The sequence below is a fragment of the Janthinobacterium psychrotolerans genome, assembly GCF_001677885.1.
Taxonomy (GTDB): Bacteria; Pseudomonadota; Gammaproteobacteria; order Burkholderiales; family Burkholderiaceae_D; genus Janthinobacterium; species Janthinobacterium psychrotolerans.
Genome location: NZ_LOCQ01000060.1, coordinates 277,312 through 303,365, shown reverse-complemented (window position 1 = coordinate 303,365; position 26,054 = coordinate 277,312). Strand labels below are relative to the sequence as shown.

Genomic DNA, 26,054 nt, shown 5'->3' with positions numbered 1-26,054 from the left:
GCGTATATGGTTGTACTGGAGGAATCATCATGGGATACGCAAACAAACCGGAGCTGGCCGTGGTCGGCATCGAAACGAGCAAGCTGCATCTGAAAGCGGTGCTGCTGCGCGATGGCGCGCTGCTGTGCAAGGTGCTGGAAAACGATATGGCCGGCTACCGCTGGCTGCGCAGCTGGCTGCAGAAGAACGAGGTGGACGTCGCCGGCCTGCGCGTGTGCCTGCGCCTCGATGCGCCGCACAGCGACATCACCGCGCGCAGCCTGGCGCTGATGGGCATGCAGGTGTGCGATGCGCCACCGGCCGCACTGGCACAATTTGCGCGCGACCATGGGTTGGACGTACAGGGCATGGGCGCCGTCCTGCTGGCGCATTATGCGGCCGCCGCGCAGCCGCCGCGCTGGACCCCGCCGCCGCCCGCCTATATGGAATTGCGGCTGTGGCTGCAGCGCCTGCAAGCGGTGCAGGCCGTGCGCCGGCAGGAAGCGACGCGGCTGGACGGCCACTTGCAGGCCGGCCAGCAGGCGCTGCATGCCTTGCTGCAGCAACAGATCGCCTGCCTCGACCAGCAGATCGCCGAGCATGAAGAAGTGATCCTCGCGCATCTCCGCCGCCACCCCAATCTGGACCAGCCGCCGGAACTTGCCGGCCAGCACCAGCGCGTGGCGCGCCTGGCGTTCCCGGCAGAAAAAGCAACTCGGCTGTAAGCGTTTTTGGCCGGCAATCTTTGTCCAGGGCGCATTTCCGCTACACTATTGGCTCTTAAAGCATGCAATAGTGAAAGCCCAGCCAGAATCATGAATACGCCAGACATCGAAAATATCAACGTCACTTCCTTCGCGCCCATGCCCACGCCGGCCGAACTGCACGCCAAACTGCCACTGTCGGCCAGCGCCTTCGACACCGTCAACCGCGGCCGCGAAGCGCTGCGCGACATCATCGACCGCAAGGACCAGCGCCTGTTCGTCGTGGTCGGCCCGTGCTCGATCCACGACCCTGTCGCCGGCCTCGATTACGCGCGCCGCCTGAAAGCGCTGCAAGAGGAAGTCAAGGACACGATGCTGCTGGTGATGCGCGTGTATTTCGAAAAACCGCGCACCACCACCGGCTGGAAAGGCTATATCAACGACCCGTACATGGACGACTCGTTCAAGGTCAACGAAGGCATGGAAAAGGCGCGCCAGTTCCTGCTCGACGTGTGCGAACTGGGCCTGCCCACCGCCACCGAAGCGCTGGACCCGATCTCGCCGCAATACCTGGGCGACCTGATCGCCTGGACCGCGATCGGCGCGCGCACCACCGAATCGCAGACCCACCGCGAGATGTCGTCGGGCCTGTCGACGCCGGTCGGCTTCAAGAACGGCACCGATGGCGACATCAGCATCGCCGTCAACGCGATCCTGTCGTCGGCGCATCCGCACTCCTTCCTGGGCATCAATGGCGAAGGCAATGTGTCGATCGTGCGCACGCGCGGCAACGCCTATGGCCACGTGGTGCTGCGCGGCGGCGACGGCCGTCCGAACTACGATTCGGTGTCGATCGCGATCGCCGAACAGGCGCTGGCCAAGGCCAAGCTGCCGGCCAACCTGGTGGTCGACTGCTCGCACGCGAACAGCTACAAGAAGCCGGAACTGCAGCCGCTGGTGATGGCCGACGTCATCCACCAGATCGTGCAGGGCAACCGCTCGCTGGTGGGCGTGATGATCGAATCGAACATCGTCAGCGGCAACCAGAAGATCCCGCAGGATCTGTCGCAGCTGACCTATGGCTGCTCGGTGACCGACGGCTGCATCGACTGGGACACCACCGCGACGATGCTGCGCGACGCGCATGCGCATTTGTTGAATCGTCCGAAGTAATTCCGGCGAGGTTGTCGGGTTACGGCGCTTTGCGCCTAACCCGACCTACGAATTCATCCGCGTACGTCGGGTAGGTCGGCTTAGCGCGCAGCGCGTAAGCCGACACCTCCACCAGCCATATCACGCCATCTGCACGTGCGGCAGCAGCGCAAACGAGCCGGCCAGCGCCTGTTCGGCCTTGCTGGCCGGCACATTGAGCTCCTTCAGGTCCAGGTAGATGCGCCCGTCGAGCAGGCGCACCGCGTACATGCGCGCCATGGCCTGCACGGGCGCGACCAGCCGGCCCGCATCGAGTTCGATGATCCAGCTGTTCTTCGGGCCGATCAGGTTCTTCTCCCTCAGCACGCCGTGCGCCAGCGGGCCGCCCAGGCCGGGCACCGTGTCGAGCAGTGCATAGACGGTATCGTCGGCCGCGCGAAACAGCGCCACGCCGGGCAGGTCCTGCCAGGCCAGGCCGCGCTGCACCATGCGCGGCCCCGCCACAGGCATGTCCTTCAGGCGGCATATCATCTTCCATTGTTCTGGCATCACAAGCTCCCGTGAGAAAAGCACAGCTGTTCCCTAAGCAAGAGCGGTGCCAGTGCCGAAACGCCGCCCGCACGGGGAAGTCGCGTGGCGCAGCCCTCGTTTGCGCACTGCGCAAGTGCACACTGCCGCCGAAATGGTGCGCCGGCGGCCAGGCTGGCGAGGCCGCTTTCCTTTACAATGGCGGATTACTCCCCCTACTTTGCACCTTCCATGATTGTTCTTGGCGTCGAATCCTCCTGTGACGAAACCGGCCTGGCCCTGTACGACACCGACCGCGGCCTGCTGTCGCATGCTCTCTATTCGCAGGTCGCCATGCACGAACAGTATGGCGGCGTGGTGCCGGAACTGGCCTCGCGCGACCATATCCGCCGCGCCATCCCGCTGCTCGACGAAGCCCTGGCCAGGGCCGGCATTGCCCTGCCCGAGATCGACGCCATCGCCTATACCCAAGGCCCCGGCCTGGCCGGCGCGCTGCTGGTCGGTTCTTCCGTCGCCTGCAGCCTGGGCCTGGCGATCGACAAGCCGGTGCTGGGCATTCACCACCTGGAAGGCCATCTGCTGTCGCCGCTGCTGGCGTCGGAGCCGCCCGAGTTCCCCTTTATCGCCCTGCTGGTGTCGGGCGGCCACACGCAGCTGATGCGTGTCGATGGCGTGGGCCAGTACACCATGCTCGGCGAAACCCTGGACGACGCGGCCGGCGAAGCGTTCGACAAGTCGGCCAAGCTGCTGGGCCTGGGCTACCCCGGTGGACCGGCCATTTCGCGCCTGGCCGAATTCGGCGACCCGCTGGCGTACAAGCTGCCACGCCCGATGATGCATTCGAAGGACTTCAATTTCAGTTTTTCAGGCCTGAAAACGGCCGTGCTGACGGTGGTGAAGAACCACGAAGAAAAAGTCATCGCCAATATCTGCGAACAGGACAAGGCCGATATCGCGCGCGGCTTTGTCGACGCCATCGTCGAGGTGCTGACGGCCAAATGCGTGTCGGCCCTCAAGCATACGGGATTGAAACGGCTGGTGATCGCCGGCGGCGTGGGCGCCAACGCCCAGCTGCGCGCCGCGCTCAACGCGGCGGCGGCAAAAAAACGCTTCAAGGTGTATTACCCGGAACTGGAGTTCTGCACCGATAACGGCGCCATGATCGCCTTTGCCGGCGCCATGCGCCTGCAGATCAACCCCGACGCGGCCAAGCGCGACTATGCGTTCAATGTGCGGCCGCGGTGGGCGCTCGATGAGATTCGCGAGATTTAACTCGCGAGATCGGATTCATTCCAGCAGGAAGTTGCGCGCGTCCGCCAGGGCCGCGCCCTCTTCCGCCACCGTCTCATCCTTCAGCCCCACCCCCGACAACTGGCGCGCAAACGCCTGCGACAGCAGATAGTGCAGCCGGTACGCCGCCTGCGCATACGGCATGCCTTCCGGGCGCACATTCGAGATGCAGTTGCGGCGGTCGTCGAGCAGGCCTACCCTGGGTGCCCAGGTCAGATACAGGCCCAGGCTGTCCGGGGAACTGAGGCCCGGGCGCTCGCCGATCAGCACCAGCACGGCGCGCGCCTGCAATAATTCGCCCACTTCGTCACCGGCCGCCACCCGCCCCTGCTGCACGATGACCAGAGGCGATACGGTCCACGCTTCGAGCGCCAGCCGCTCGCGCAGGGCCGCCAGGAACGGCCCCGCATGGCGTTCGATGGCCAGCGCCGACAGGCCATCGCAGGCCACCAGCGCCAGATCCGTGTTTTGCGGGCACGCACCCAGGCGCTGGCGCGAGGCGTCGTCGAGACGGCGTCCCAGGTCGGGTCGCTGCAGGTAGATGGCGCGGGTGGCGGCGGCGCTGTGCAGGGCGATGCCGCCCGGCTCGCGTGCCGCCAGCGCCTGCGCGTCGAGTTCCAGGTGCACCGCGTCGCGCGCCTGCGCGTGGGCCAGCTGGAAGGCCAGCTGGCGCGACGTTGGCATGCTCACGCCACTGCGCCCCTGCGCGATGCGCGCACGCGTATGGCGGCGCAAGACTTGCCAGGGATCGTCGGTATCGGGGGTATCGCTGGCCATGGCATGCTCCCGGGATGGTGGAATCTTGCTACACTGCCCGTCAGCATAACACCAGGGAACGCCATGATTGTCGCCGCCGATGCCGCGCAGTGGGAACAGTTGTACGATTTGCCGCTGCTGGAGCGCCTGGGGCCGGCGCAGCAGGAAATCGTCACCCATGTCACGCAGGTCAATCTCGCCATGGACGTGCCCCAGCGCCCGTCCTCGACCGAGGTCGATGACGGCTTCCAGGAAGACGTGCGCGCGGCCATCGCCGCCATGCCGGCCTCCGTGCAGGCGCTGCTCGACGGCGTGCTGCTGGGCGTGCGCCATGCGCGCCAGCTCGGCTCTTCCGCCATCAGCGATATCGTCGTCAGCGGCGAGGGCGTGATCCTGGGCGTAGTGGTGGCGCTCGACGTCGATGCGTTCGAATCGCGCACGGCCAATGCCTGGGCCACATGGAAGGAAAATACGCCGTTCGCGCCGGAGGGTGCTTACACGCTGAGCGCGCAGATTGCGCTGCCCGAAGACGACAACCGCCAGGGCGCGCTGCAATACCTGCTGCTGCATGAATTCGGCCATGTGCTGTCGGCCGGCCGCAACCTGCTGCACGACTGGTGGCTCGATGCGCAGTCGCTGCGCGGCGCCGACGATTATCACTACCTGCCGCTGGCCTGGCGGATCGATGCTGAAAAAAAGGTGGTGCCGCTGGCGCAGAACGCGTTTGCCTTACGCGGCGATATCGTCTACTACCATGGCGCGCGCATGCAGGGCAGCCAGATGGCGCAGGCTTACGCACAGCTGCAAGGCGCGAACTTCGCGACGCTGTATGCGGCCACCAGCGTGCACGAGGACTTTGCCGAATCGTTCGCCAGCTATGTGCACGCCGTCATGCTGGGCAAGCCGCAGACGATACGCATCGAGCACGATGGCGCACTGCTGCTGCGGTTCGACGGCTACTGGGAGTCGCCGCGCAGCGCCGCCAAGCGCGCGCTGCTGGAGCGGCTGCTGGGCTAGGCGCCGGTCGCGGCCCTGGCCAGCATGGCGCGAAACGCCGCAAACACCTTGTGCATGGCCGGCCGTTTATACGGATACATGTCCTCGGCATCCATCGCATGCACGATCATGGCGTTGTCGGCCTCGAACACCAGCAGTTCCCCCTCGCGCGTTTCGGCGCAATCGATGCCGAGATAGGGCATGCCCATGCGCGCATCGATGGCGGCGAAAGCCTGCGCATGGCGGCGCGCGAATTGCTCGTCAAAGTGCGCCATGATCTGCGCTTCTTCCTCGCGCTTGACCGCGCTTTCATCCATGCCCGCATTGAGGTAATGGATCATCCAGTGCGACGAGACGGCAAAGTGGCAGATATACGGCCGGCCATCGATCAGGGCGATGCGGTATTTGCGGAATTGACCATCATCGTTGCGGTAGTCGACAAAACGGGCGATATAAAAGCGTTCGGCGTCGACTTTGTGCAAATACGCCTGCAGCTCGGCGGCGCTGTCCATGCGTTCGAGGTCGTGGCCCGCGTGCGAGCCGAGCGGGCGCACGATCAGCGGAAAATCGTCGCCCGGCAGCAGTGCATCGATTTGCAGCGCGCCATCGGCAAGCGCCTGCAGCTGCGCACGATCCAGGCGCGCGGTGCGCGGCATGGCCACGCCGGGCACGCTCTGCAGCCGCGCGCACAGGCCGTCGCGCGAGGTGTGCATGATATGGTCAGGCAGGTTGACCACCGGGCGCGGCCACTCGAACAGAAACGCGGCCAGGCGCGCCAGCAAAGGCTGATTGGCATCCGACTCGGCCACCGCCACCAGCAGCACGTCGTGTTCGGGCACTTCCTCGGGAAACAGGCTGTCGGCGCTCAGGTACAGCAAATCCATGGCCACGTCGGACTGCTCGACGAGAAATTCGACCGGCGTATTGGACATCAAATCGCCCGGCCCCATCACCACCAGCAGCTTGAACCCGGGGCCCGACTGCGGCGCCTGCGCGGGCAGGCTGTACCACTGCTGCAACTCGATCGCCTGCGCCTGTACCGCCAGCGCCAGCTCGCGCTGGCCTTTCAGTTGCAGCACGGTCGAAAAATCGAGCCAGGCGTGGGCGTCGTCGGCATGCGCCTGGGCGCGCGCCAGCAGCGCTTCGCCCAGCGGCGCCAGGTCCTGCTGCAAAAAGGCGATGCGCATCAGGGGCGCGAGGCCAATCAGCGGCGCATGCGGCGTGGCGGCCTGTTGCATCAAATCGTTCATCAATCGTGTTCCAGTTCAGGACATGCGCGCGGCGCCAAAGCGCAGCACGGCGTCGACCAGCGCGTCGATATCGTGCGCGCGCGTACGGTGGTTGACGATGGCGGCGCGGATCGCCAGCTGGCCGCCGATGGTGGTGGTCGACGGCGCGGCGACGCCCGATTCATGCAGGTCGCCGACGATCTCGCGGTTGAAGGAATCGCTGTCGCCGCCGGGCACGCCACGGTGGCGGAAGCACACGATATTCAAGGTCACCGGCGCCAGCAGTTCCAGTTCCGGCGTCGCCTGCACGCGCGCGGCCAGCTGGCGCGCCAGCGCGCAGGTGTGGGCAATCGCCGCGCCCATGCGCTCGGCGCCATGCACCTTGAAGGTAAACCAGGTTTTCAGGGCGCGAAAACCGCGCGACAGGTCGGGGCCGAAGTCGCACGGCCACGGCGAGCCGCCGGCCAGGCCGCGCGCTTCGCGGCGCAGATAGGCCGCCGGCGCCGCGAACGCCGCCATATGGCGGGCACCGTCGCGCACCAGCAGAAAGCCCGCGTCATACGGCACTTGCCCCCATTTGTGAAAGTCAAACGCCAGCGAATCGGCCAGTTCGATGCCGGCCAACAGCGGCGCCACCTCGGGCGTGAGCATGCCCAGCGCGCCATAGGCGCCGTCGACATGAAACCACAGCTGTTCGCGCGCCGCCAGCGCCGCCAGCGCCGTCAGATCGTCGATGGCGCCCGTATCGACCGTGCCGGCCGTGCCGACGACCAGAAACGGGGTCAGGCCGGCCGCGCGGTCCAGCGCGATCGCCTGCGCCAGCGCTTTGACATCGATCTGCTGCCGGTCATTGACGGCGATGCGGCGCAGGGAGCTTGTGCCCAGGCCCGACAAATCCATCGCCTGGGCGATGCAGCCATGGGCGGCGGCCGAGGTATAGGCCACCAGCCTGGCGTCTTTCAGCCCATCCTGGCGCGCGGCCACGCCCAGCGCCTGGGTGCGCGCCACCAAGAGGCCCATCAAATTGGCCATCGAGGTGCCGGTGACGAACACCCCGCTGGCGGACTCGGGAAAGGCAAACAGTTCGCGCATCCAGCGGCAGATCTGGCGCTCGACCTCCACCGGCATCTGGCTGCGCCCGCCCACATTGGCGTTCAGGCCGGCCGCCAGCATCTCGGCCAGCATGCCGACCGGCGTGCCGCCGCCATGCACCCAGCCCATGAAGCCAGGGTGGACATTGCCCACCGCGTAGGGCAGCACGTCGTGCATGAAGGTGGCGTGGGCGTCGGCCAGCTCGCCCGGCGCGCGCGGCAGCGGCTCGGCAAAGCTGGCGCGCGCCGTCGCGGGCGCGCTTTGCCAGACCGGGCGCGTGCGTATCTGCTGCGCATAGTCGAGCATGTCGTCGAGCATGCGGTGGCTTTGCGCGCGGAAGGCATCCCAGTCTTCGGGAGTCTGCGGGTCGAGCGAATCTGGATCGGGTGGCAGCATGATGGCGTCGCTAGGATAGAGGGTTGATTATCGCACCGGCATGGCAAGCCAGGGCGCCATTTACATCTGCTACCCTGGCAGCCGCCGTAAAGCATCCTGGAAAGCGGGCGCCAGCGCGGTGGCCAGCCGGCCATCGCCGTGCGTGATGCCCATGCGCGCCAGCCACGCTTCGAATTCGGGCGCGGCGCCCAGGCCCAGCACGCGGCGCGCATACAGCGCGTCGTGGAACGACGTGCTCTGGTAGCCGAGCATGATGTCGTCGGCGCCCGGCACGCCCATGATGAAGTTGCAGCCAGCCGCGCCCAGCATGGTGAGCAGCACGTCCATGTCGTCCTGGTCGGCCTGCGCATGGTTGGTGTAGCAGACATCGCAGCCCATGGGCAGGCCCAGCAGCTTGGCGCAGAAATGGTCTTCCAGCCCGGCGCGGATGATCTGCTTGCCGTCGTACAGGTATTCGGGGCCGATAAAGCCGACCACCGAATTGACCAGCAGCGGCTCGAACGCGCGCGCCACGGCATAGGCGCGCGCTTCGCAGGTCTGCTGGTCCATGCCGTGATGGGCGAGCGCCGACAGCGCGCTGCCCTGCCCAGTCTCGAAATACATGACGTTGTTGCCCACCGTGCCGCGCCCCAGAGACAGCGCCGCCGCCCGCGCTTCGGCCAGCAGCGCCAGGTCGATGCCAAAGCCGCGGTTGGCCGCCTCGGTGCCGGCCACCGACTGGAACACCAGGTCGACCGGCGCACCACGGCGTATCGCCTCGATGGTGTTGGTCACATGCGTGAGCACGCAGGACTGGGTGGGAATATCGTACTGCTTGATGACGTCGCCCAGCAACTGCAGCAGCGACACCACCTGCGCCAGGTTGTCGGTGGCCGGGTTGATGCCGATCACGGCGTCCCCACTGCCGTACATCAGGCCATCAAGAATGGCTGCGGCAATGCCGGTCGGGTCGTCCGTCGGATGGTTCGGCTGCAAACGCGTCGACAGGCGCCCCGCCAGGCCCAGGGTATTGCGAAAGGCGGTAACGACCGTACATTTGCGCGCCGCCAGCACCAGGTCCTGCAGGCGCATGATCTTGGAGACAGCCGCCGCCATTTCGGGCGTCATGCCGCGCGCCACCGCCGCCAGCGCGGCGCTGTCGGCCGCGTCGGCCAGCAGCCAGTCGCGCAGCTCGCCAACGCAAAGATGGGAGATGGGCGCGAACGCGGCACGATCATGCGTGTCGATGATCAAGCGCGTGACTTCATCGCTTTCGTACGGCGCCAGCGCTTCATTCAAAAACACCGTCAACGGCAGCTCGGCCAGCGCCAGCTGCGCGGCGATGCGCTCCTGCGCGCTGGCCGCCGCCACGCCCGCCAGCACATCGCCCGAGCGCGGCGGCGTCGCCTTGGCCAGCACGTCCTTCAGGTCGCGGAAGCGGTAGACCATGCTTCCCAGGGTATGCGCATAACGAGTCATCAGGTAGTCCTCCCGTGAGCGCCATTCTACGCCTGCGCGGCCTTACTCCAGGCTGCGCAGCGCTGCTTCCACCGCCGGATGGCGAAACACGAAGCCGTCGGCCAGCAGCCGGCGCGGTACCACGCGCTGGCCTTCGAGCAGCAGGTCGGCCTGCTCGCCGAGCAAGGTGCGCATCACAAAGGCGGGCGTGGGCATGAACGAGGGGCGGTGCAGCACCTTGCCGGCCACTTTCGCAAACTGCCCCTGGCGCATCGCGTCGGGAGCGCAGAAGTTGTACGCACCCGTGACCATGCTTTCTTCGCTGCGGCGCGCCAGGTGGGCGATGCCGCGTATCACATCGTGCACATGCACCCACGACAGCCACTGCCGGCCGCTGCCCAGCGGCCCGCCCACGCCCAGGCGTATCGGCAGCAGCATCTGCGGCAGGGAGCCCTGGTGGCCGAATACCAGGCCAAAGCGCATGCGGCCCACCTGCACGCCATATTGTTCGGCGCCACACGCGGCCGCCTCCCATTCGCTGCACAGCTGCGACATGAAGATCGCTTGCGGCGCACTGTCTTCACCAAGTTCCGTATCGTCACCCTGCGGCTGCACGCCGTAGTAGCCGATGGCCGACGCCGACAGCAGCACGCGCGGCTTGTGGCTGGCGCGTGCGATCCAGCCGATCACCTCCTGCGTCAGGCCGATGCGGCTGCGGCGCAGGGCCGCCTTGCGCGCCTGCGTCCAGCGCGCGCCAACAATGCGCGCGCCGGCCAGGTTGACCACCATGTCGATATGGGCGCTATCAAGCAGGTCGTTCATGCTGGTAATGCAACGCACCTTGCCGTCAAACGTCCACGCCGCCTGTTTGGCCTGGCGCGTCAGCACCGTCACCTGGTGGCCATCGGCCAGCAAGGCGTGCACCAGCTGCTGGCCGATAAAGCCGGTGGCGCCGGTCACCAGCACCTGCTGCGGCGCGCTGGCAAAATGGATGGCCTCCACCGTGCGCTCGTCCTTTTCTACCCGTTTGCCCAGCTGCCAGGCCGCATAGCCATCGCGCAGACCCGACAAGCCCACACCCACGCCGCACAGGGCCAAAAAGACGCTGAGCCAGCCGTATGGCTGCCACACCAGGGCCGTAAGCAAGCTGGCCCAGTCGGCGCTGTTCAGGGCCAGCAGTGCGATAAAGGCGCCGGCATTGATGGCCAGTACCGTGTGCGTGACGCGCTCGGTGGCCGGCAGCAGGCGGGTGCGGTCTTCGACCACGAAGTCCCACAGGGTCAGCACGATCTCCACGCTGAAGACAATCACCAGCACCCAGGCCCAGGCGCCATGCCATTCCCAGGACGACAGGCCGGCAAACAGCAGGCTGTAGATCAGCGCGCGGATCGAGTGAATCGTCAGTTCCAGCCGCGCCGATTTCTTTTGCGGCAGCGCTTCGGTGATCTCGTGGTGATAGATGGTGTCAAAGGCGCCCAGGCACCCCTGAAAAGCCATCAGTTGCAGGGCCAGCAGATGCGTATTCATGGTGTGTCCTTGTGGGTATCGGGGGCAGCCGCTTCGCGAAATACGCCGACCTGGGTAAAGGTGGTGCCGAACAGGGCGTGGCGGATCTCGATGCGGATATTGAATTGCTGCGGGTTGTCGTTGCGGTGGCACAGATAGGTCTTGCCGGGCGTGAGCAGGTGGTGCAGCGGCATGCGCCAGCCGAACAGGTCGATGAAATAGCCGTCGCTGGTGAAGTACAGATTGCCTTCGCGGATATCGAGCACCAGCTTCATGCCCAGGCCCATGCCGACGTATTCGAGCACCTCGCCTTTTTCGCTTTCGGCCATATAGGACGTGAAACGGATCGGCTTGCGCCCGTGCAGGCGATAGGTGCGCTGCTTGAAGATATGCGGGCAGCCGGGGCGCGAATAGACCTCGATATCGACCGGAAAATTGTAGTCGTCATGCGGAATCAGGGCGCCGTTGATAAACGGGCGCGTGATCCAGCCCAGCAATTTTCCCAGGCGCGAACTGCTCAATTCACTGAGTTCGCCGCGGTAATACAAGGGCTGGCCGGACGCCGGATTTTTTTCGAAGCGGCGGCGGATATCGGGGTGCAGGTTCAGCCAGGTGTCGCCCATCACCTTCTTGAACAGCTCTCCTTCGGATGGTCCGTTCATGGTTTGGCTTTCTTCGCTTTGGCAGATTTGACGGCTTTGTCTTCAGGGCTCAAGAACTTGGCGACCTTGCCGCCCATGGACAGCATGCGCTGCAAGGTGGCCGGCGGCAGGTTCTTGTAGTCGCTGTAGGTGGCACTCAGCATTTCCAGGAAGGCCAGCACTTCGCCCATGCGCGCCAACGTCGCCGGAGCAATTGCCGCATCATGCTCGCCTTCGATCGCGCATTCGCGCAAGACGGTGAGGGTGGGGTCGATCTCGCGCCGCTTGCGCTCTTCCATGATGACGCGGAAGATCTCCCACACATCCTGCAGCGCCACGAAATGGTCGCGCCGGTCTCCCATCACATGGGTCACGCGCGCCAGGCCCCAGCTTTGCAGTTCCTTGAGGCTGTTGCTGACGTTCGAGCGCGCCACGTTCAGGCTGGCCGCAATATCTTCCGCCGTCAGCGGCTCATTGGCCAGGAACAACAGCGCATGGATCTGCGCCACCGTGCGGTTGACGCCCCAGCGCGTGCCCATCTCGCCCCAGTGCAGGATATATTTCTGTGTGGTCGGGGTCAGCTCCATGACTTCAGCTCCATTATTTCTCTTATTTCTGTCGTTACAGAAATGTAAGGCGCAATGGAAGCCGAGTCAAGCGCGATTCGCTACAAAGGTGCCGGCCGCTGGCCCATGGCTTTCAAGAACTGCTGCTGCGAGGCGTGCAGCTGCAAATAGCCGATCTCGCGGTAGGTCAGGCCATGGCGCGGCGCCAGTTCGGCGATGATGCGCGCCAGCGCCGGGTAGTGGCGGTGGTTCCAGGTCGGGAACAGATGGTGCGTCAGGTGCAGGTTCAGGCCGCCGAGCCAGTAGCCGAGCCAGCGCAGGCCGCGCGGCTTCGGCGTCCAGTCGCAGGTGGTATAAAAGGTGTGCTGGTACCAGTCGTGCGGCAAGCTGCCGTCTTCGCCGGGCTGGAAAAAATCGACTTCGGCCCAGTGCGTGCCGAGGATCAGCGCCACCAGCACGCAGGAGGCGATCATCTGCCCCAGCAAGTATGCCCCCAGCACCGTGCCCCAGCCTATGCCTTGATGCTGCATGAACCAGATCGGCAGCACCAGCACCAGCGCCACGTGACCGAGCTTCCAGCCCAGGAAGACGGCCCAGCCGCGCCAGCCCTGCAGGCGGCTGTGGGCCGCCACCGGCGTCTTGCCGAAGCGGTCCAGCCAGTCGCCATACCAGTTCAGGTACGGTAGCGACAGCGCGGCGATCACCGGCCAGTACAGGTATTGATAGCGGTACTGCGGCGACCAGCGCTGGAACGGCGTCTGGCGCAAAAACGGGTTCGGCTCCGTGTCGAGGTCATAGCCTTCGACGTTGGCATAGGTGTGATGGAAGTGCACATGGCGGATGGTCCAGAAATCCATGTCCACGCCCACCGGCAGGCTGACCAGGCGCGTGAGCAGCCGGTTCAGCGGGCCGCGGCGGAACATGGCGCTGTGGGCGCCGTCGTGCAGGCTGTTCATGGCCAGTACCATGGCGGTGACCACGCAGGCGACATAGCTGGCGACAAAGCCGAAGGTGGTCCCGGCGCGCAGCGCGACCAGATACAGCAAGGCCGCGAGGAGAGCAAGGGCGACCGCCTTGAGATGGATGCGCCAGTCGGCAAAGCGGTGCGTGGACGCCGCCGCCAGGTAGGCGTCGGCCCGCTCGCGCAGTTCGCGCCGGAAGGCCGAATCGCGCGCCGGCGCAAAGCGCAGCTGGGGCAAGGACTTCGGCGCCGTCATGCGCGCCTGCCTTCCTGCGCCGGCCACCACAGGCGGCGTGCGCCATCGAGGCCGTGCAGCAGCAGCAGGCCGAAGAACACCACGCCCCAGGCGTCGCGCGCGCCCTGCCAGAACAGGAACAGCAAGGGCGTGGCCAGGCAGATGCCGACCCAGGCAATGGCGCCCCAGCGGCGCGCGTCCGACAGCCCACCCAGCGCCAGGGTGCCGGTAAAGATCAGCACAAACAGTGCCACCTGCTGCCAGGCGACGAGCGCCGCTTCGTGGTTGACGTAATAGATCACCAGGCCAAACAGGATCACGCCACCGGCGCCGATATACAGCTCGGGCACGTGGAACACGCCGCGCGACTGCCAGTGCGGAAAGCGCGCGCGCAGCCACTTGAACAATTTGCCATTGCTGGCCAGGAGCGGATTGTGGGTCGGGGTCGTGCCTTTTACCCCATAGCGCATTTCCACGCCCTCGAGTTCGGGCTGGAAGCTGCCGAACAATTTATCCCACAGCAGCAGGGTGCCGCCGAAATTGCGGTTGATATAGCGCTTGTCGGTGCCGTGGTGAACCCGGTGGTGCGACGGCGTGACCATGAATTTGTCGAGAATGCCCGATTTGTTGACCAGCGCATTGTGGTTGTAGAACTGCACCGAGTAATGGACCGACGAGACGACCAGGAATACTTCCAGCGGCACGCCCAGCACGGCCAGGATGGCGATGAACGGAAAATTGGTCAGCGACGAGTACCAGGAATTGCGCACGCCCAGCGACAGGTTGAAATGCTCGCCCTGGTGGTGCACCACGTGCACCGCCCACAGCAGCGGGATTTTATGGTGCAGGCGGTGCATCCAGTAAAAGCACAGGTCCCAGGCGACAAAGGCGAACAGCCATTGCGCGGCCACCGGCCACTGGTCGACGATATGCAGGTTGGCATGGCGCAGCAGCAGCGCAAAGGCCGCCACTTCGACGCCGCGAAACACCCACATCAGGATATGGCCTGAATTGAGGTTGAAGATCACGTCCTTCCATGGCACCGGTGTCTTGCGTACCCATTTGAGTATCAAGAGTTCGACCAGCACGAAGGCGAGCATGACCACGAAGGTCAGGGCAAAAGGATTGAGAGTCATGGTGCGGCTTCCGGAAAAATATCACGGCGATCTGCCGAGGATACGCGCATTTTCGCCAACGCGCCGCCCGCCAGGCCCACCAGCAGGCCGGCGCCCAGGTCGATGCTGACATGGCGGCGCAGCGCGATGATGGCGTAGCAGATGCCCAGCGTGAGCAGTACGGCCAGCGCGGAGCGTATCGGCCGGTCTCGCTCGAACAGCGCCCAGGCGCACAGCAGGGTCAAGGCGCCATGCAGCGAGGGCAGGCAGTTTTGCGTGGAGTCCACCGCCTGCAGCATGCGCAGCATCCGCGTGCTCCAGCCCATGCCGTCACCGACCGGCGGATACGCGAGCGTGGTCGGATACAGCAGGAACACCACGCCGCAGACCAGGGCCGAGACGGCCATGGCGCGCGCCAGCCAGCGCACGCGCGCCGGACTGGCGACCAGGTAGGTGTAGGGAATCAGGATAAAGAACGACAGATACAGCCAGATGGCCGTGTCGCTGTAGGCGATCGAATGGTCGATCATGGTCTCGGGCAGTATGTGAGGCAAAAGCGCGCCCTGCCCCTGTACCCAGTCGCTGGAAAAGTAGACCAGGCCCACGCTGCCCCAGCCGGCCAGCAGATGCAGCAAACGTACAATCAATGTCATCGTCAAGGTAGACGCCGGATACGGCGCCGTTTCATGGTGGGATCAAAGGCGGGCAACTCACGGCTGACGCTCCAGTGCAGGCGTTCGACCGCCACGCCCAGCCCCGCCAGCACGCTTTCCAGATGCGCTTGCAAGGCGGCCAGGCCGGCATCGTCCTGCGCCGCATGCAGCCGCAAGGTGGTATCTCCCTGCTGCACCAGGCGATAGTCGCAAGCGGCCGGCAGGGCCTGCGCAAAGGCGCGCGTGAGCACGTCGGCAAAGACCGATACCGCCTGGCCTTCGACGCTGGCCGGCAGCACCAGCATGTCGTCGCAGCGCCCTTCGATGCCGTCGATGGCGCGCGTGGCCCGGCCACACGGGCAAGGCGTGGCGCGCGCCAGCAAAATATCGTCGAGCCGGTAGCGCACGATGGGTTGCGTAATACGGGTAAAGTCGGTAATCACGGGCACGAAGCGGCGCTGCTCCCGGTCCAGCCACTGCGGCTCGACATGCACGTATTCCTCGTTCAGGTGCAGCACGCCGTGTTCGCAGGTGCTGGCCAGGAAACCCTCGGTGGCCTGGTAGATTTCATGCACGGCGCCAAACGCCTGCACGATCAGCGCGCGGTCCTGCGCTTCGAGCACTTCGGCCACCGAAATGACTTTTTTCGGCGCCAGCGCCAATCGCCCCGCGATCACGCCCAGCGCCAGCTGGCGCAGCACCTGGGCTGGCGCCACGATCACGGATGGCTTGTAGGCCACCAGTTCGGCGCACAGCGCGTCGAACGGCTGGAACAGGTCGTAAAACGCAAAGGTAAGCCAGGGCGAGCGCACGGCCGTGTACAGATTGCTGTTGGCGCGCAGGAACAGCGCCACCCGTTCGCCGGAAAACAGGCCGTCGGGCAGCGCCTTGGCCAGCATCACGCCGGCCCACTGGGCTTTTTCGCGCGGGCTGACGGTAAATACGGCGCGCTGCGACGAGGTGCCCGACGACAGGCCGACCGTGATGTCGCCCACGGCGGGGGTGAAGTCGCGGCTGCGCTCGGCCGCCATGGCCGCTGCCATCGCCGGCGCCAGTGTCACTCCTGCCGTGTTCATGACATCGAAATGCTCCAGCATCAGCGCCTTGTTCATGCTTGGCCACTGCGCCAGCGGCAGCGCGCGGAACGGCGCAAAGTAGCTGCTGCGCGCACACAGGGTGTCGATAAAGCTGGCCAGCTGGCGCGCTTGATACGCGTCCAGCTGCGCGCGGCTTGCAAAGCGCAGGCGGCGCGTGCGCCAGTAGGCCAGCAACAGCCAGAAAATGCGCTTCAAGGCCGGCCCGCCACGGGCGAAGTCAAAGGCGCATAATCGTCCGTGTCTTCATGCGTGATGCGGATGCGCGCATTGCCGCCCTGGTGCAGCTGGTGCAGGCGGTTCAGGGTCTCGTAATATGGCGCGCGCTTGTGCTGGATGATGAAGGACAGCTCGGACGGGCCGCGCAGCTGCTGGAAGCTTTCCGGCACCCAGGCCGCGTCCGACGCCAGCAAGGTCCAGCCGCCGTCCTGCAACACGAATGCGCCCAGGTGGCCGATGGCGTGGCCGGGCAGTTCGACGATATAGAGCTCGCCGGTGCCGCTGACATCGCGTCCCGTCGTAAACGGATGCAGGGCCGCCGGCAAGGCCGTTTCGGGCACGCTTTCGACGAACGCCAGGCGATCCGCAATATCAGCGGGCAGCAGCTCGGGCACGAAGGCCTGGCGCACCGCCGGTATGCCGCTCAGGCCGCGCACGGCGTCCCAGCCGGTTTTCGAGGCCATCAGCCGCGCCTGCGGAAAGTCGCGCATGCCGGCGATATGGTCGGCATGGAAGTGCGACAGCAGCAGGGTATGGATATCGCCGGGCGAGACGCCGTGGGCGCGCAGCTGGCTCGGCAAGGACTCGTTTTCATCGAAAAAGATCGGCGTGACCCAGGCATACATGCGATACACGCCCTTCGACGTGGCGGTGCGGAAGTGTTCGGCGTAACCGGTATCCCACAGGTACAGGCCGGCGCGCGTCTCGATCAGGTAGGCGCGCGAGGGGAAGCAGCGGCTGGCGAAACCGCTGCCTTTCAGGACCATGCAGGAGGGGTGGGTGCAGTGACCGACGCGAAAGGCGGTGATGCTAGCCATTGCGCTCCTTCGCCATCTTGTGCGCGGCCGCTTCCTGGCGCATCCACTGCGCGGTGCGGGCGATGCCGTCCTGCAGGCTGACGATGGGGCGGTAGCCGAGCACCTTGCGCGCCTTGGCGTTATCGAGCGTCATGTCGAAGCTGAGCGCGCCGATGCTGTAGGGCGTGAGCGGCGGTTCGCGGCGTGTAAAGCGGGCGCCGAACTGCATCAGGCGGGCGACCGCCGCCAGCAGCCGGTACGGCATGCTGACGATTTCGAAAGGCTGGCGCAGGTGGTCGCAAAACAGGCTGCGCAGAATGTCGCACAGGCGCGCCGGTTCGCAGTTGGTGATATTGAAGGCGGTGCCGGACGCCAGCGTCTTGTGCAAGGTGGCCAGCCACATCGCGTGCACCACGTTGTCGACATAGGTGATGTCGATGGTGGCCGCGCCGCCGTTGGGCAGCGGCAGCTTGCCGCCGCGCTCGTGCAGCACGCGCGCCAGGCGCGGAATCAGCACCTGGTCGTGCGGGCCGAAGATGGCGCGCGGGCGCAGGATCACGCACAGCATCTGGCGGTGCTTGTCGGCCGCTTCCTGCACCAGTTTTTCGGCCATCGCCTTGGTGCGGGCGTAGGCGTTGACATAGCGATCGGGGCGGAAGGTTTCCGGCACCTCGTGGCGGTGGCGGTAGTCGAAATACAGGGCCGGCGTGGAAATGTGCACGAAGCGCGCGACATGCGAGGCGGCCGCCGCGCGCAGCAGCTGGCCGGTGGCCGTGACGTTTGCGGCGATAAAGTCGCGTTCCAGTCCCCAGGGCGAAGACAGCGCCGCGCAGTGCCAGACGGCGTCCATGCCGCGCACCAGCTGGTCAGCCTGCTGGGGCGTGGCTTGCGCCAGGTCCAGCGGCACGAACTGGGCGCCCATGCGCTCGAGTTCGCGGCCCACGGCCAGGTTGCGGCCGCTGGCGCGCACGTCCACGCCCTGCGCCAGCAGGAAGTGCACGGCATTGCGCCCCAGGCCGCCTGTCGCCCCCGTGACCAGTATCCGCTTCATCGCACCATCCTCATCAATCGACAATCATAAATCGAGAATCATGCCGCCGATGGTCAGCCCGGCGGCCGTGCCCATCATCAGCAGGCGCTGGCCGGGAACGGCCCGGCCCGTGATCACCGCTTCGTGCAGCGCACTGGGCAGCGATGCCGCCACCTGGTTGCCATGGGTCTCGAAGATCTTGATGATTTTAGCATCGGGCACGTCGAGGATGCGCGCGGCATGCGCGAGCCCCAGCGGGCTGGCCTGGTGCGGCACCACCACGTCGATCCGATCAAGGCCGGCGCCGGATTCGGCCATCAGCTGGTCCAGAAAAGCCGGCATGACCTTGACGGCCAGCCGGAACACGGCCTTGCCGTCCATATGGAACAGGTAATCGCCGGGTTCGCTGCCATTGCGCGGATTGCGCTCGGTGCCGCCGCCACGGATTTCGCAGTAGCGCCGCCCTTCCGGATACGTGGCCATCTTGCAGGCGACAATGCCGGCCTTGCCGTCGCCACGCTCGACGATGACGGCGGCGGCGCCGTCGCCGAAGATCATCGACGACTCCGGCTCGCTCCAGTCGACGCCGCGCGAGGCGAGATCGGCCGAGACGATGGCGATGCGCCGGTAGCCGCCATCAGCCAGCATGGAGGCGGCCACGCGCAGCGCCGCCATAAAGCTCAGGCAACTGGCGTTGATGTCGAAGGCGGGCGTGCCGGGCGGCAGGCCCGCGTGCAGGGCGATAAAACAGGCCGTGTTCGGCAAGGCCTGCTCGGGCACGCCGCAGGCGCCGATCAAGAGATCGACGTCGGACGGCTGCAGGCCGGCGTTCTTCAGCGCGTCAAGCAGGGCGGCCGCGCCCAGCTGGCTTTGCGACTCGCCCGGCGCGGCGACAAAGCGCGACACGACGCCGCTTTTGCGCAGGGTATAGCCGGGCGGATGGCCCAGCTGACGGTCCAGGCTGTCGGACGTCACGCTTTGCGAGGGCACGGCCTTGCCGGTCGCGATCAGGCGTACTGGAATCATAGATGCCTTTGTTGTTATGTTGGTGAGGCGTCGTGCTTCATGGTAGCGGCAGGGAGTCGCCGCAGTGCTTGCAGAAATTGGCGTCGTCATCGATGTCGCGCTCGCCGCAGCCGGGGCAGCGGCGGCCCACCTGCTGGCGGCCACCGCGCTGCACCGTCATTTCCGCGCTGATGATGCCGGTCGGCACGGCCAGGATGCCCCAGCCCAGCAGCATCATCATCGAAGCGATGGTGCGCCCGATATCGGTCTTCGGCGTGATATCGCCAAAGCCCACCGTGGTCATGGTGCTGATGGCCCAGTAGATCGAGGTGGGGATGCTGGTAAAACCGTTTTGCGACCCTTCCACCACATACATCACGGTGCCCAGCAAAAACACGATCATCATCACGACCGACAAAAAAATCAGGATCTTGCGCCGGCTGGCCAGCAGCGCCCGGCCCAGCATCGTGTATTCGTGCACATACGACGTCAGCTTGAGGATGCGGAACATGCGCAGCAGGCGCAAAATACGCACATCGATCAGCACATGGGCGCCCGGCAGCAGCAGGCCGATATAGGTCGGCACGATGGCCAGCAAGTCGATAATGCCGAAAAAACTGCGCGCGTAGCGCACGGGATGCTGCAGGCACGACAGGCGCGCCAGGTATTCGACCGTGAACAGGAAGGTAAAAAACCATTCCAGCGCCACCAGCCATTGGCCATAACGGGCCGCCACCGAAGCGACGCTGCTGAGCACCACCACCGTCACGCTGATCAGGATGGCGGCGATCAGCACCAGGTCGAAGGCGCGCCCGGCCCGCGTTTCGGCTTCAAAAATGACGCCATACATGCGCGCGCGCCAGCCCGCCTCGGGCTTGCCGTATCGCTTCTGCGCCTCCTGGGCGGAGCGCTGCTGTGGTGTCAAAGGTGCGGTTTTCATGCTGGTCGTATGTTCATATGCCAAATATTGTATAGATAATTTAGCCAGTATGGCGACACCTCAGGGATGCTGCTGCGCCAGCAGCACGGCGTTGCGGCGGTCCCGTTCGGCCTGCACGATATCGAAGGCGCGCGCTTCGCTCACGCCGGCCGTCTGCAGCACGGTGGCCGTCAGCTGCAGCGCCGCTTCCAGCGCCTCGGGCACGACCAGGGTGGCGCCGGCCTGCACCAGCGCCAGCGCGTGCGCTTCGTCGCGGGCGCGCGCATATACGGGCAGCTGCGGATAGGCGCGCCGGATCGAGCGCACCGCATGCAGCACCGAGGCCGGATGGTCCATCGTCAGCACCACGGCGCTGGCGCGGTCGGCATGGACTTTCTGCAGCAGCTCGGCGCGCGAGGCGTCGCCGAAATACACGGCAAAGCCGCGCGGGTGCAAGGTCGTGACCAGGCGCGCGTCGTTTTCGATCGCCACATAGCTGATGTCCTGCTGCGTCAGTACCTTGGCCAGCAGCTGGCCCACGCGGCCGAAGCCGGCGATGATGACGCCGCCCGCCGGCGGCGCGGCGCCGGCATCGAGATCGGCCAGCTGATGCCGGTGGCGGCGGTCCCACCAGGCACCCAGGCCGCGCGCCGCTTTCGCCAGCGCCGGCGTGGCGAACAGGCTCAGGCCCACCACCAGCATCACGAATTGCGCCACCTCGGGTGCGATCAGGCGCGTGCCCAGCGCGTAGGCGACCACGATAAAGGCAAACTCGCCGCCCTGCCCCAGCAGCACGCCCGAGGCCACCGAGCGGCCCCAGGGAAAGCCGCCGAGGCGAAAAATTGACGCGGTCACCAGAGTCTTGATCGCAAACAGGCTCAGGACGGCCAGCGTGATCCAGACCGGCGACTTGACGATTTCACGCACATCGATCTGCATGCCGACCGACATGAAGAACAGCCCCATCAGCAGGCCCTTGAACGGCTCGATGATCACTTCGACTTCATGGCGAAATTCCGTCTCCGCCAGCAGCAGCCCGGCCAGCAAGGCGCCCAGCGCCATCGACAGGCCGGCCAGGTAGGTCAGCCCGGCGATGCCCAGCGTGCTGAGCAGGGTCAAGGCCATGAACACATCGGGCTGGCGCTTGCCGACAAAAAACTGGAACAGCGGACGGATCACGCGCCGCCCCAGCACATAAATGAGCAAGATGGCGCCAGCCGACTTGAGGGCGGCAAAACCGAGCAGATAGGCCAGGTCGTCGCTGCGCCCGCTGGCAAACACGTCGATCAGGATAAACAGCGGCACCACCATCAGGTCCTGGAACATCAGGATGGAAAAGCCGGCCTGGCCGCTCGGCGTCTGCAGCGCGCGCTGCTCGGCCAGCAGCTGCATCACCACTGCGGTCGACGACAGCGACAGCACCAGTCCCAGCACGATGGACGCTTCCAGCGACAGGCCAACATAATACGCCACCGCGCCGACCAGGCAGGCGCTCACAATCACCTGCCCCACGCCGGCGCCGAAGACCCAGCGCCGCAGCGCCCACAGCCGCTCGGTCGACAGTTCCAAACCGATCATGAACATCAAAAACATCACGCCCAGCTCGGCCAGGCCGCTGACCTGCTCGGCGCGCACGAACGAAAAATACCTGAGCCAGGTGAACTCAGCGGCCCACAGGCCGAAGCCGAAAGGCCCGAACAGCGCGCCGACGGCCAGAAAGCCGAGCACCTGGTTCACTTTCAGGCGCTGCAGCAGGGGAATGAATATGCCGGCCAGCGCAAGAAACAGCAGCGTTTCGCGCAAATACGGCAGGGCGTGCTGCTCTTCCACGATGGTTCCTAAGGTTGTGTATGCACTGGCAGTCCCAGCATGTCGGCGCGCGGCCGCTCCCAGCCCGGCACATAGCGTGGACAAGGCTTGCCGCTGAATTGTTCCAGCTGCACCGTGGTGAAGTTGTCCTGCATGTCCGGGTTGAAGCGCACATCGGTCAAGTTGCTCCCGCTCAGTTTGGGCATGCGGCCAAAGCGCAGCCAGGCGTCCGCATGGCAATTATTCGATTGCAGCGCGCGCAAGGCGGCCAGGCTGCCGGTCGCCTGCGCCGAGACGGCGATGCCGGGCGCCAGCTGGCCACCGCCATCGCCAGGCTCGGCCAGGCCGGCCGGACAGGCGGCCGGCGCCAGGCTGGCCGGCAGCAAGCTCATGGTGCCGCGCCGCAGGGTGTAGGCATCGGTCTTGCTGTCGAGCGAGACATAGGTCCAGCACAGCGGATGGCTGGGAAAGGCGGTCATGGCCACGTCCCATACGCGGGTGCCGGGATCGATGCGCTGCAAGGCCGCCTCGACCCTGGCGCGGCCCAGCGTGGACGCCGTGCCCTGCACACCGATAAAAGTGGCCGACAGTGCAAAGCCCAGCAGCAAGGCGCCGCGTCCGCGCAGGCCGGCGCGCGCTTGCACGGCCGTCATCAGCGCGCCCAGCGCCAGCAGCACGGCCAGCGCCACCGGCGACAGATAATTTTTATAGGCAAAGAAACACAGGGCCGCCGCCAGGGCGGCCAACAGCAGGCCTTTGAGCAGACCGGAGCGCAACGCGACGATCACCGGCACGCCCAGCAGCACCCAGAACATCGGTTCGACGATAAACACCATGTCGCCGAACAGCCAGCGGTTGTCGAACGGGTAAAACGGATGCAGGCCATAGGAGTTCAGGAAATCCATGCCCATATGCAGGCCCAAGCCCAACAGCAGGCACAGCGCCAGGCCAAGGCGGGCCGGCTGGCTGGTTTTCAGCAGCTTGCGCGCGCCGGGCCAAAGCAGCCACAGCAGGGCCAGCACCAGCAAGGCTTGCGGTAGCGCCAGCAATAAAGTGTGGGTATGGCCGCGGTGCTGCAGCATATAGCCGAAGGGGCGCGGCATCAGCCGGGTCAGGAACAGATCCAGGTCCGGCGCATTGCTGGCAAACCAGGCCGAAAACAGAAACAGGGCGCGCCGCGTGCGCTGGGGAGCTTCCTGCGGCTCGGGCGGCAGGCTGCGGTGCAGCAGCTCGCCCACGCCCAGGCCGATCACCGAATGTGTAATATTATCCATCGGGCAATTTTACAGTACGGCAGAGCCTTGACGTGCGCCTTTTGCTACAGCGGCACCAGGTTTTCGTCGCGCATGCCGACCAGCAAAGCGCGCCCGTCGGGCATCACGCGGAACTCGCCGAAGCGCGCTTTTTCCCAGCGCTGCGCTTCGCCTTCCTTGAAGAACCAGGCGTCCGTGACCAGCACCCAGCGGCCATCCTTGGGCGTCAGTTCCATGCGCAGGGCGCCGGGCGCCAGCGGCTTGCCATCGTCGCGGCCTTGCACCGTGGCCACCCCGCGCGCGTCGCGCAGCAGCAGCACATGGGGCCGCGCCGTGCGGCGGTCCATGCTGTCGAGATCCTCGAAGGCCCCAAAGCCGAGGAAGTTCAGGCGCATGAAGTCGCCCTGCATCAGCGAACGCGGGTCGGCCGGCGCCAGCGCAATAAAGACCGGCTCGCCCTTGGCGATCAATTGCTCCTTCTGCCAGATGCCGCCATTGGCCACCAGCAGCACCAGCAGCAATCCCGCCAGCAGGCCGGCCCTGGCCGCGCGCGGATGGCTGGCCTGTGCGCTGGCGGGCTTGTCCGCCAGGTTCAGCAAGGCGCCGCGCGTGGCCAGCCACGACAGCACACCCAGGACCACGCCGGCTGTAGCCAGCACCAGCGCCTTGGTGGCCAGTGGCCAGGCCAGCAGATAATAAAAACTGCCGATCACCCAGGCCGCAGCCACGCCGGCCGCCACCGCCACGCGCAGGCGTGCGCTGGTCACGCAGAACGCCAGCACCAGCAGTACCGGCCCCAGCGCGGGCAAATACCACGCCAGCACCGCCAGCACCAGCGCCACGCCGGCGGCGGGCAGCTGGCGCAAGGACGGCCAGCGGCGCTGCATCCAGAAAGCGCCGGCGACCACCATGGCCACCGACAGCACCGGCAGCCATTGCGCATACCAGCTGCCGCCATAGCGGGTAGTGAGGTCATTGGCCAGGTCGGTCATCAGGCCGTCACCGACGGTGGCGCTCATCATGAAGGTCTTGCCGGACCAGCTGACCAGGCCCAGCAGGATGGCCAGCACCCAGCCGGTCGAGACCGATTCGATATACGCCGCCACCGGTGCGCCACGGCCGTCGTCATAGCTGTTTTTTTGCAGCCAGTGCGCACCAAGCCAGATGCCCAGCGCCAGCATCCACGCCAGGTACAGGGTGGCCGAATCGTTGCCGTACGACCAGCTGTAGTGCGAGCCGATGCTGCCCAGCGCCAGCAGGCCGCAGGCCACCACGCCCAGCAGCACGCGCAGCCAGTCGCGCTGCAGGATGGCGGCGTATGCCAGGCTGACCAGGCTCAGCACCAGCGCCGCAATCTGGTCATCGAGGTCGCGAAACAGCGCATAGCCGAGCAGGCCGCCGCCCACCAGCACGCAGGGCACGCCTAGCTGCTCGACAAACAGCGACACGCCGCGCGGACGGATCAGCATCACGGCCACGCCCAGCGCCAGGATCGCCACGATATAGGTGCCGCCGCCTTTTTCCAGGAAACTGCCCAGCATGAAACCGAGCGCCAGCACCAGCGGCAGCGCCGCCAGCCAGGCGCCCAGCGCCGTCATCAGCACGACCGGCCAGGGCCGCACGTCCTGCACCGGCAGGGTGACGTTGGCCGGCAGCACGCCGGCACGGGTGGCGTCCTGTATCAGTTCGCCGAGTGGATGCACTTTCACGGTACTCATGGCGCCTCCCGGCGCGTGCGCCACAAAATGCCCTGCACGGTCAGCGCCAGCAGCACGGCGGCGGCCAGGCCCAGCATCAGCATGCCGGCGATTTCATCGTGGCCGCGGTCGAACAGGCGCGACGCCAGTCCGCACACCAGCAAGGTGTTGATGCCGAGCGCGACGGCGGAAAGGCCAAACACGTCAAACAACTGGCGCGTCAGCAGCAGGCCGGCGGCCATCGCCAGCACGCCCAGGGCAGCCCAGTACGGCGACGCCATATCGCTGCTGAACAGCGCGCTCAGGCCGGAACCGGTGATCATGATGACAGCGAGCATCAGCCCCAGGCGCAAGGGCCACGGCCCGGTGCCGGTCCAGCGCGCCAGCAGCGGCGACACCAGCGCACAGGCGAGCAGCAGCGCCGCCCAGCCTGTCAGCAGAATATCGATATCCTCGGCGCGTATCAGCCAGCTATGACGGGAATGGGCCTGCATCCACAAGGTGATGCCGGTGGCCAGCACCAGCATCCACGGCGTCCACAGCACATCGCTGCGCGCCACCAGGCACAGCGGCAGCGCCAGCACGGCCCAGACGGCAAACAGCTGCCACGGATCGGCGCCGGTCTGGTAGGTCTGGCCAAAATACGCGAACAGGCCGCCGATGGCCAGCATGGCGATCAGCAGCAGCGGCGCGCGCGCGGCGGAAAACACAAAAGCGCCCAGGCAGGCGACGACGAACACCGCCTGGATCAGCGCGAAACGGCCGCTGCGGCCCAGGTCCTCCCAGTTGGCGGCGACCCAGAAAATCAGGCCCATGCCCAGCAGCGCCGCAGCCAGCACGGCCACGCCACGCGGCAGCCACCAGGACAGGCCTTTGGGCTCGCGCCCGAAGCCGGCCAGTTCCTGCAATTGCCGGGTTTGCGCGGCGTCAAGCTGATTGCTGGCGGCGAGTTGATACACGGCGAGGCGTAGATCCATCGTCTGCTTTCAAAAGTA

At 66.0% G+C, this 26,054-nt stretch carries 24 protein-coding genes; 4 read left to right on the top strand and 20 right to left on the bottom strand.

The features are described from left to right. Positions 1-29: 29 nt before the first annotated feature. Positions 30-704 carry a hypothetical protein gene (locus ASR47_RS21535; protein WP_065309834.1) on the top strand — a complete coding sequence of 225 codons (675 nt, stop codon included), beginning with the start codon at positions 30-32 and terminating at the stop codon, positions 702-704. A 90-nt stretch (positions 705-794) separates the two neighbouring features. Next, positions 795-1,856, top strand: coding sequence for a 3-deoxy-7-phosphoheptulonate synthase (locus ASR47_RS21530; RefSeq protein WP_065309833.1), 1,062 nt, complete (start codon positions 795-797; stop codon positions 1,854-1,856). Positions 1,857-1,976: 120 nt separating this feature from the next. Here ASR47_RS21530 and ASR47_RS21525 read toward each other — a convergent pair whose 3' ends face one another. Beyond that, a complete protein-coding gene (locus tag ASR47_RS21525) occupies positions 1,977-2,384 on the bottom strand; it encodes a nitrite reductase (NAD(P)H) small subunit (protein WP_065309968.1) in 408 nt (135 codons plus the stop codon). A 210-nt stretch (positions 2,385-2,594) separates the two neighbouring features. On the opposite strand from ASR47_RS21525, the gene tsaD reads away from it, so the two are divergent. Then, the gene (tsaD, locus tag ASR47_RS21520) at positions 2,595-3,635 is read left to right on the top strand and encodes a tRNA (adenosine(37)-N6)-threonylcarbamoyltransferase complex transferase subunit TsaD (protein ID WP_065309832.1); all 1,041 of its coding nucleotides are present in this window, start codon (positions 2,595-2,597) and stop codon (positions 3,633-3,635) included. A 15-nt stretch (positions 3,636-3,650) separates the two neighbouring features. Here tsaD and eutC read toward each other — a convergent pair whose 3' ends face one another. Beyond that, positions 3,651-4,430 carry an ethanolamine ammonia-lyase subunit EutC gene (eutC, locus tag ASR47_RS21515; protein ID WP_065309831.1) on the bottom strand — a complete coding sequence of 260 codons (780 nt, stop codon included), beginning with the start codon at positions 4,428-4,430 and terminating at the stop codon, positions 3,651-3,653. A gap of 63 nt (positions 4,431-4,493) precedes the next feature. Here eutC and ASR47_RS21510 point away from each other — a divergent pair, with 63 nt between their 5' ends. Beyond that, positions 4,494-5,426 carry a hypothetical protein gene (locus ASR47_RS21510; protein WP_065309830.1) on the top strand — a complete coding sequence of 311 codons (933 nt, stop codon included), beginning with the start codon at positions 4,494-4,496 and terminating at the stop codon, positions 5,424-5,426. Here the strand turns inward: ASR47_RS21510 and ASR47_RS21505 are convergent. The 18 genes from ASR47_RS21505 to ASR47_RS21420 form a co-directional block, all read right to left on the bottom strand. After that, positions 5,423-6,655 carry an ATP-grasp domain-containing protein gene (locus tag ASR47_RS21505; RefSeq protein WP_245714439.1) on the bottom strand — a complete coding sequence of 411 codons (1,233 nt, stop codon included), beginning with the start codon at positions 6,653-6,655 and terminating at the stop codon, positions 5,423-5,425. The genes ASR47_RS21510 and ASR47_RS21505 overlap by 4 nt on opposite strands. Before the next feature lie 15 nt (positions 6,656-6,670). Continuing rightward, entirely contained in the window at positions 6,671-8,122 is a 1,452-nt protein-coding gene (locus ASR47_RS21500) for a pyridoxal phosphate-dependent decarboxylase family protein (protein WP_065309829.1), read from the bottom strand. 69 nt (positions 8,123-8,191) lie between these two features. Next, on the bottom strand, positions 8,192-9,580 hold the full coding sequence (locus tag ASR47_RS21495; protein ID WP_065309828.1) for an ethanolamine ammonia-lyase subunit EutB: 1,389 nt from the start codon (positions 9,578-9,580) through the stop codon (positions 8,192-8,194). A gap of 42 nt (positions 9,581-9,622) precedes the next feature. Next, entirely contained in the window at positions 9,623-11,086 is a 1,464-nt protein-coding gene (locus ASR47_RS21490; protein WP_065309827.1) for a TIGR01777 family oxidoreductase, read from the bottom strand. Then, on the bottom strand, positions 11,083-11,727 hold the full coding sequence (locus tag ASR47_RS21485; RefSeq protein WP_065309826.1) for a DUF4166 domain-containing protein: 645 nt from the start codon (positions 11,725-11,727) through the stop codon (positions 11,083-11,085). The genes ASR47_RS21490 and ASR47_RS21485 overlap by 4 nt, the downstream gene beginning before the upstream one ends. Then, positions 11,724-12,293 (bottom strand): GbsR/MarR family transcriptional regulator, encoded by a 570-nt coding sequence (locus tag ASR47_RS21480; protein ID WP_065309825.1) that lies wholly within the window; start codon positions 12,291-12,293, stop codon positions 11,724-11,726. The genes ASR47_RS21485 and ASR47_RS21480 overlap by 4 nt, the downstream gene beginning before the upstream one ends. An 80-nt stretch (positions 12,294-12,373) precedes the next feature. Beyond that, complete coding sequence (locus ASR47_RS21475; protein WP_065309824.1) at positions 12,374-13,489, bottom strand: acyl-CoA desaturase; 1,116 nt, start codon at positions 13,487-13,489, stop codon at positions 12,374-12,376. Further along, a complete protein-coding gene (locus ASR47_RS21470; protein ID WP_065309823.1) occupies positions 13,486-14,604 on the bottom strand; it encodes a sterol desaturase family protein in 1,119 nt (372 codons plus the stop codon). Before ASR47_RS21470 ends, ASR47_RS21475 begins: the two co-directional genes overlap by 4 nt. Beyond that, positions 14,601-15,236, bottom strand: a complete 636-nt coding sequence (locus ASR47_RS21465) for a phosphatase PAP2 family protein (protein ID WP_065309822.1) — start codon at positions 15,234-15,236, stop codon at positions 14,601-14,603. Before ASR47_RS21465 ends, ASR47_RS21470 begins: the two co-directional genes overlap by 4 nt. Positions 15,237-15,238: 2 nt before the next feature. Further along, positions 15,239-16,528 carry a F390 synthetase-related protein gene (locus ASR47_RS21460; RefSeq protein ID WP_065309821.1) on the bottom strand — a complete coding sequence of 430 codons (1,290 nt, stop codon included), beginning with the start codon at positions 16,526-16,528 and terminating at the stop codon, positions 15,239-15,241. After that, a complete protein-coding gene (locus ASR47_RS21455) occupies positions 16,525-17,367 on the bottom strand; it encodes an MBL fold metallo-hydrolase (RefSeq protein ID WP_065309820.1) in 843 nt (280 codons plus the stop codon). The genes ASR47_RS21460 and ASR47_RS21455 overlap by 4 nt, the downstream gene beginning before the upstream one ends. Beyond that, positions 17,360-18,397, bottom strand: coding sequence for an NAD-dependent epimerase/dehydratase family protein (locus ASR47_RS21450; protein ID WP_065309819.1), 1,038 nt, complete (start codon positions 18,395-18,397; stop codon positions 17,360-17,362). The genes ASR47_RS21455 and ASR47_RS21450 overlap by 8 nt, the downstream gene beginning before the upstream one ends. Positions 18,398-18,421: 24 nt before the next feature. Then, positions 18,422-19,402: a 3-oxoacyl-[acyl-carrier-protein] synthase III C-terminal domain-containing protein gene (locus ASR47_RS21445; protein ID WP_065309818.1), complete on the bottom strand. Its 981-nt coding sequence runs from the start codon at positions 19,400-19,402 to the stop codon at positions 18,422-18,424. Positions 19,403-19,439: 37 nt separating this feature from the next. Then, complete coding sequence (locus ASR47_RS21440) at positions 19,440-20,321, bottom strand: ion transporter (protein WP_065309817.1); 882 nt, start codon at positions 20,319-20,321, stop codon at positions 19,440-19,442. Positions 20,322-20,381: 60 nt separating this feature from the next. Continuing rightward, positions 20,382-22,130, bottom strand: coding sequence for a cation:proton antiporter domain-containing protein (locus ASR47_RS21435; RefSeq protein ID WP_065309816.1), 1,749 nt, complete (start codon positions 22,128-22,130; stop codon positions 20,382-20,384). Between the two features lie 8 nt (positions 22,131-22,138). Then, the gene (locus ASR47_RS21430; RefSeq protein ID WP_065309815.1) at positions 22,139-23,383 is read right to left on the bottom strand and encodes a metal-dependent hydrolase; all 1,245 of its coding nucleotides are present in this window, start codon (positions 23,381-23,383) and stop codon (positions 22,139-22,141) included. Between the two features lie 44 nt (positions 23,384-23,427). Beyond that, on the bottom strand, positions 23,428-25,080 hold the full coding sequence (locus ASR47_RS21425; protein WP_065309966.1) for a GDYXXLXY domain-containing protein: 1,653 nt from the start codon (positions 25,078-25,080) through the stop codon (positions 23,428-23,430). After that, positions 25,077-26,036 (bottom strand): DUF2157 domain-containing protein, encoded by a 960-nt coding sequence (locus ASR47_RS21420; protein ID WP_065309814.1) that lies wholly within the window; start codon positions 26,034-26,036, stop codon positions 25,077-25,079. Before ASR47_RS21420 ends, ASR47_RS21425 begins: the two co-directional genes overlap by 4 nt. Positions 26,037-26,054: the final 18 nt, after the last annotated feature.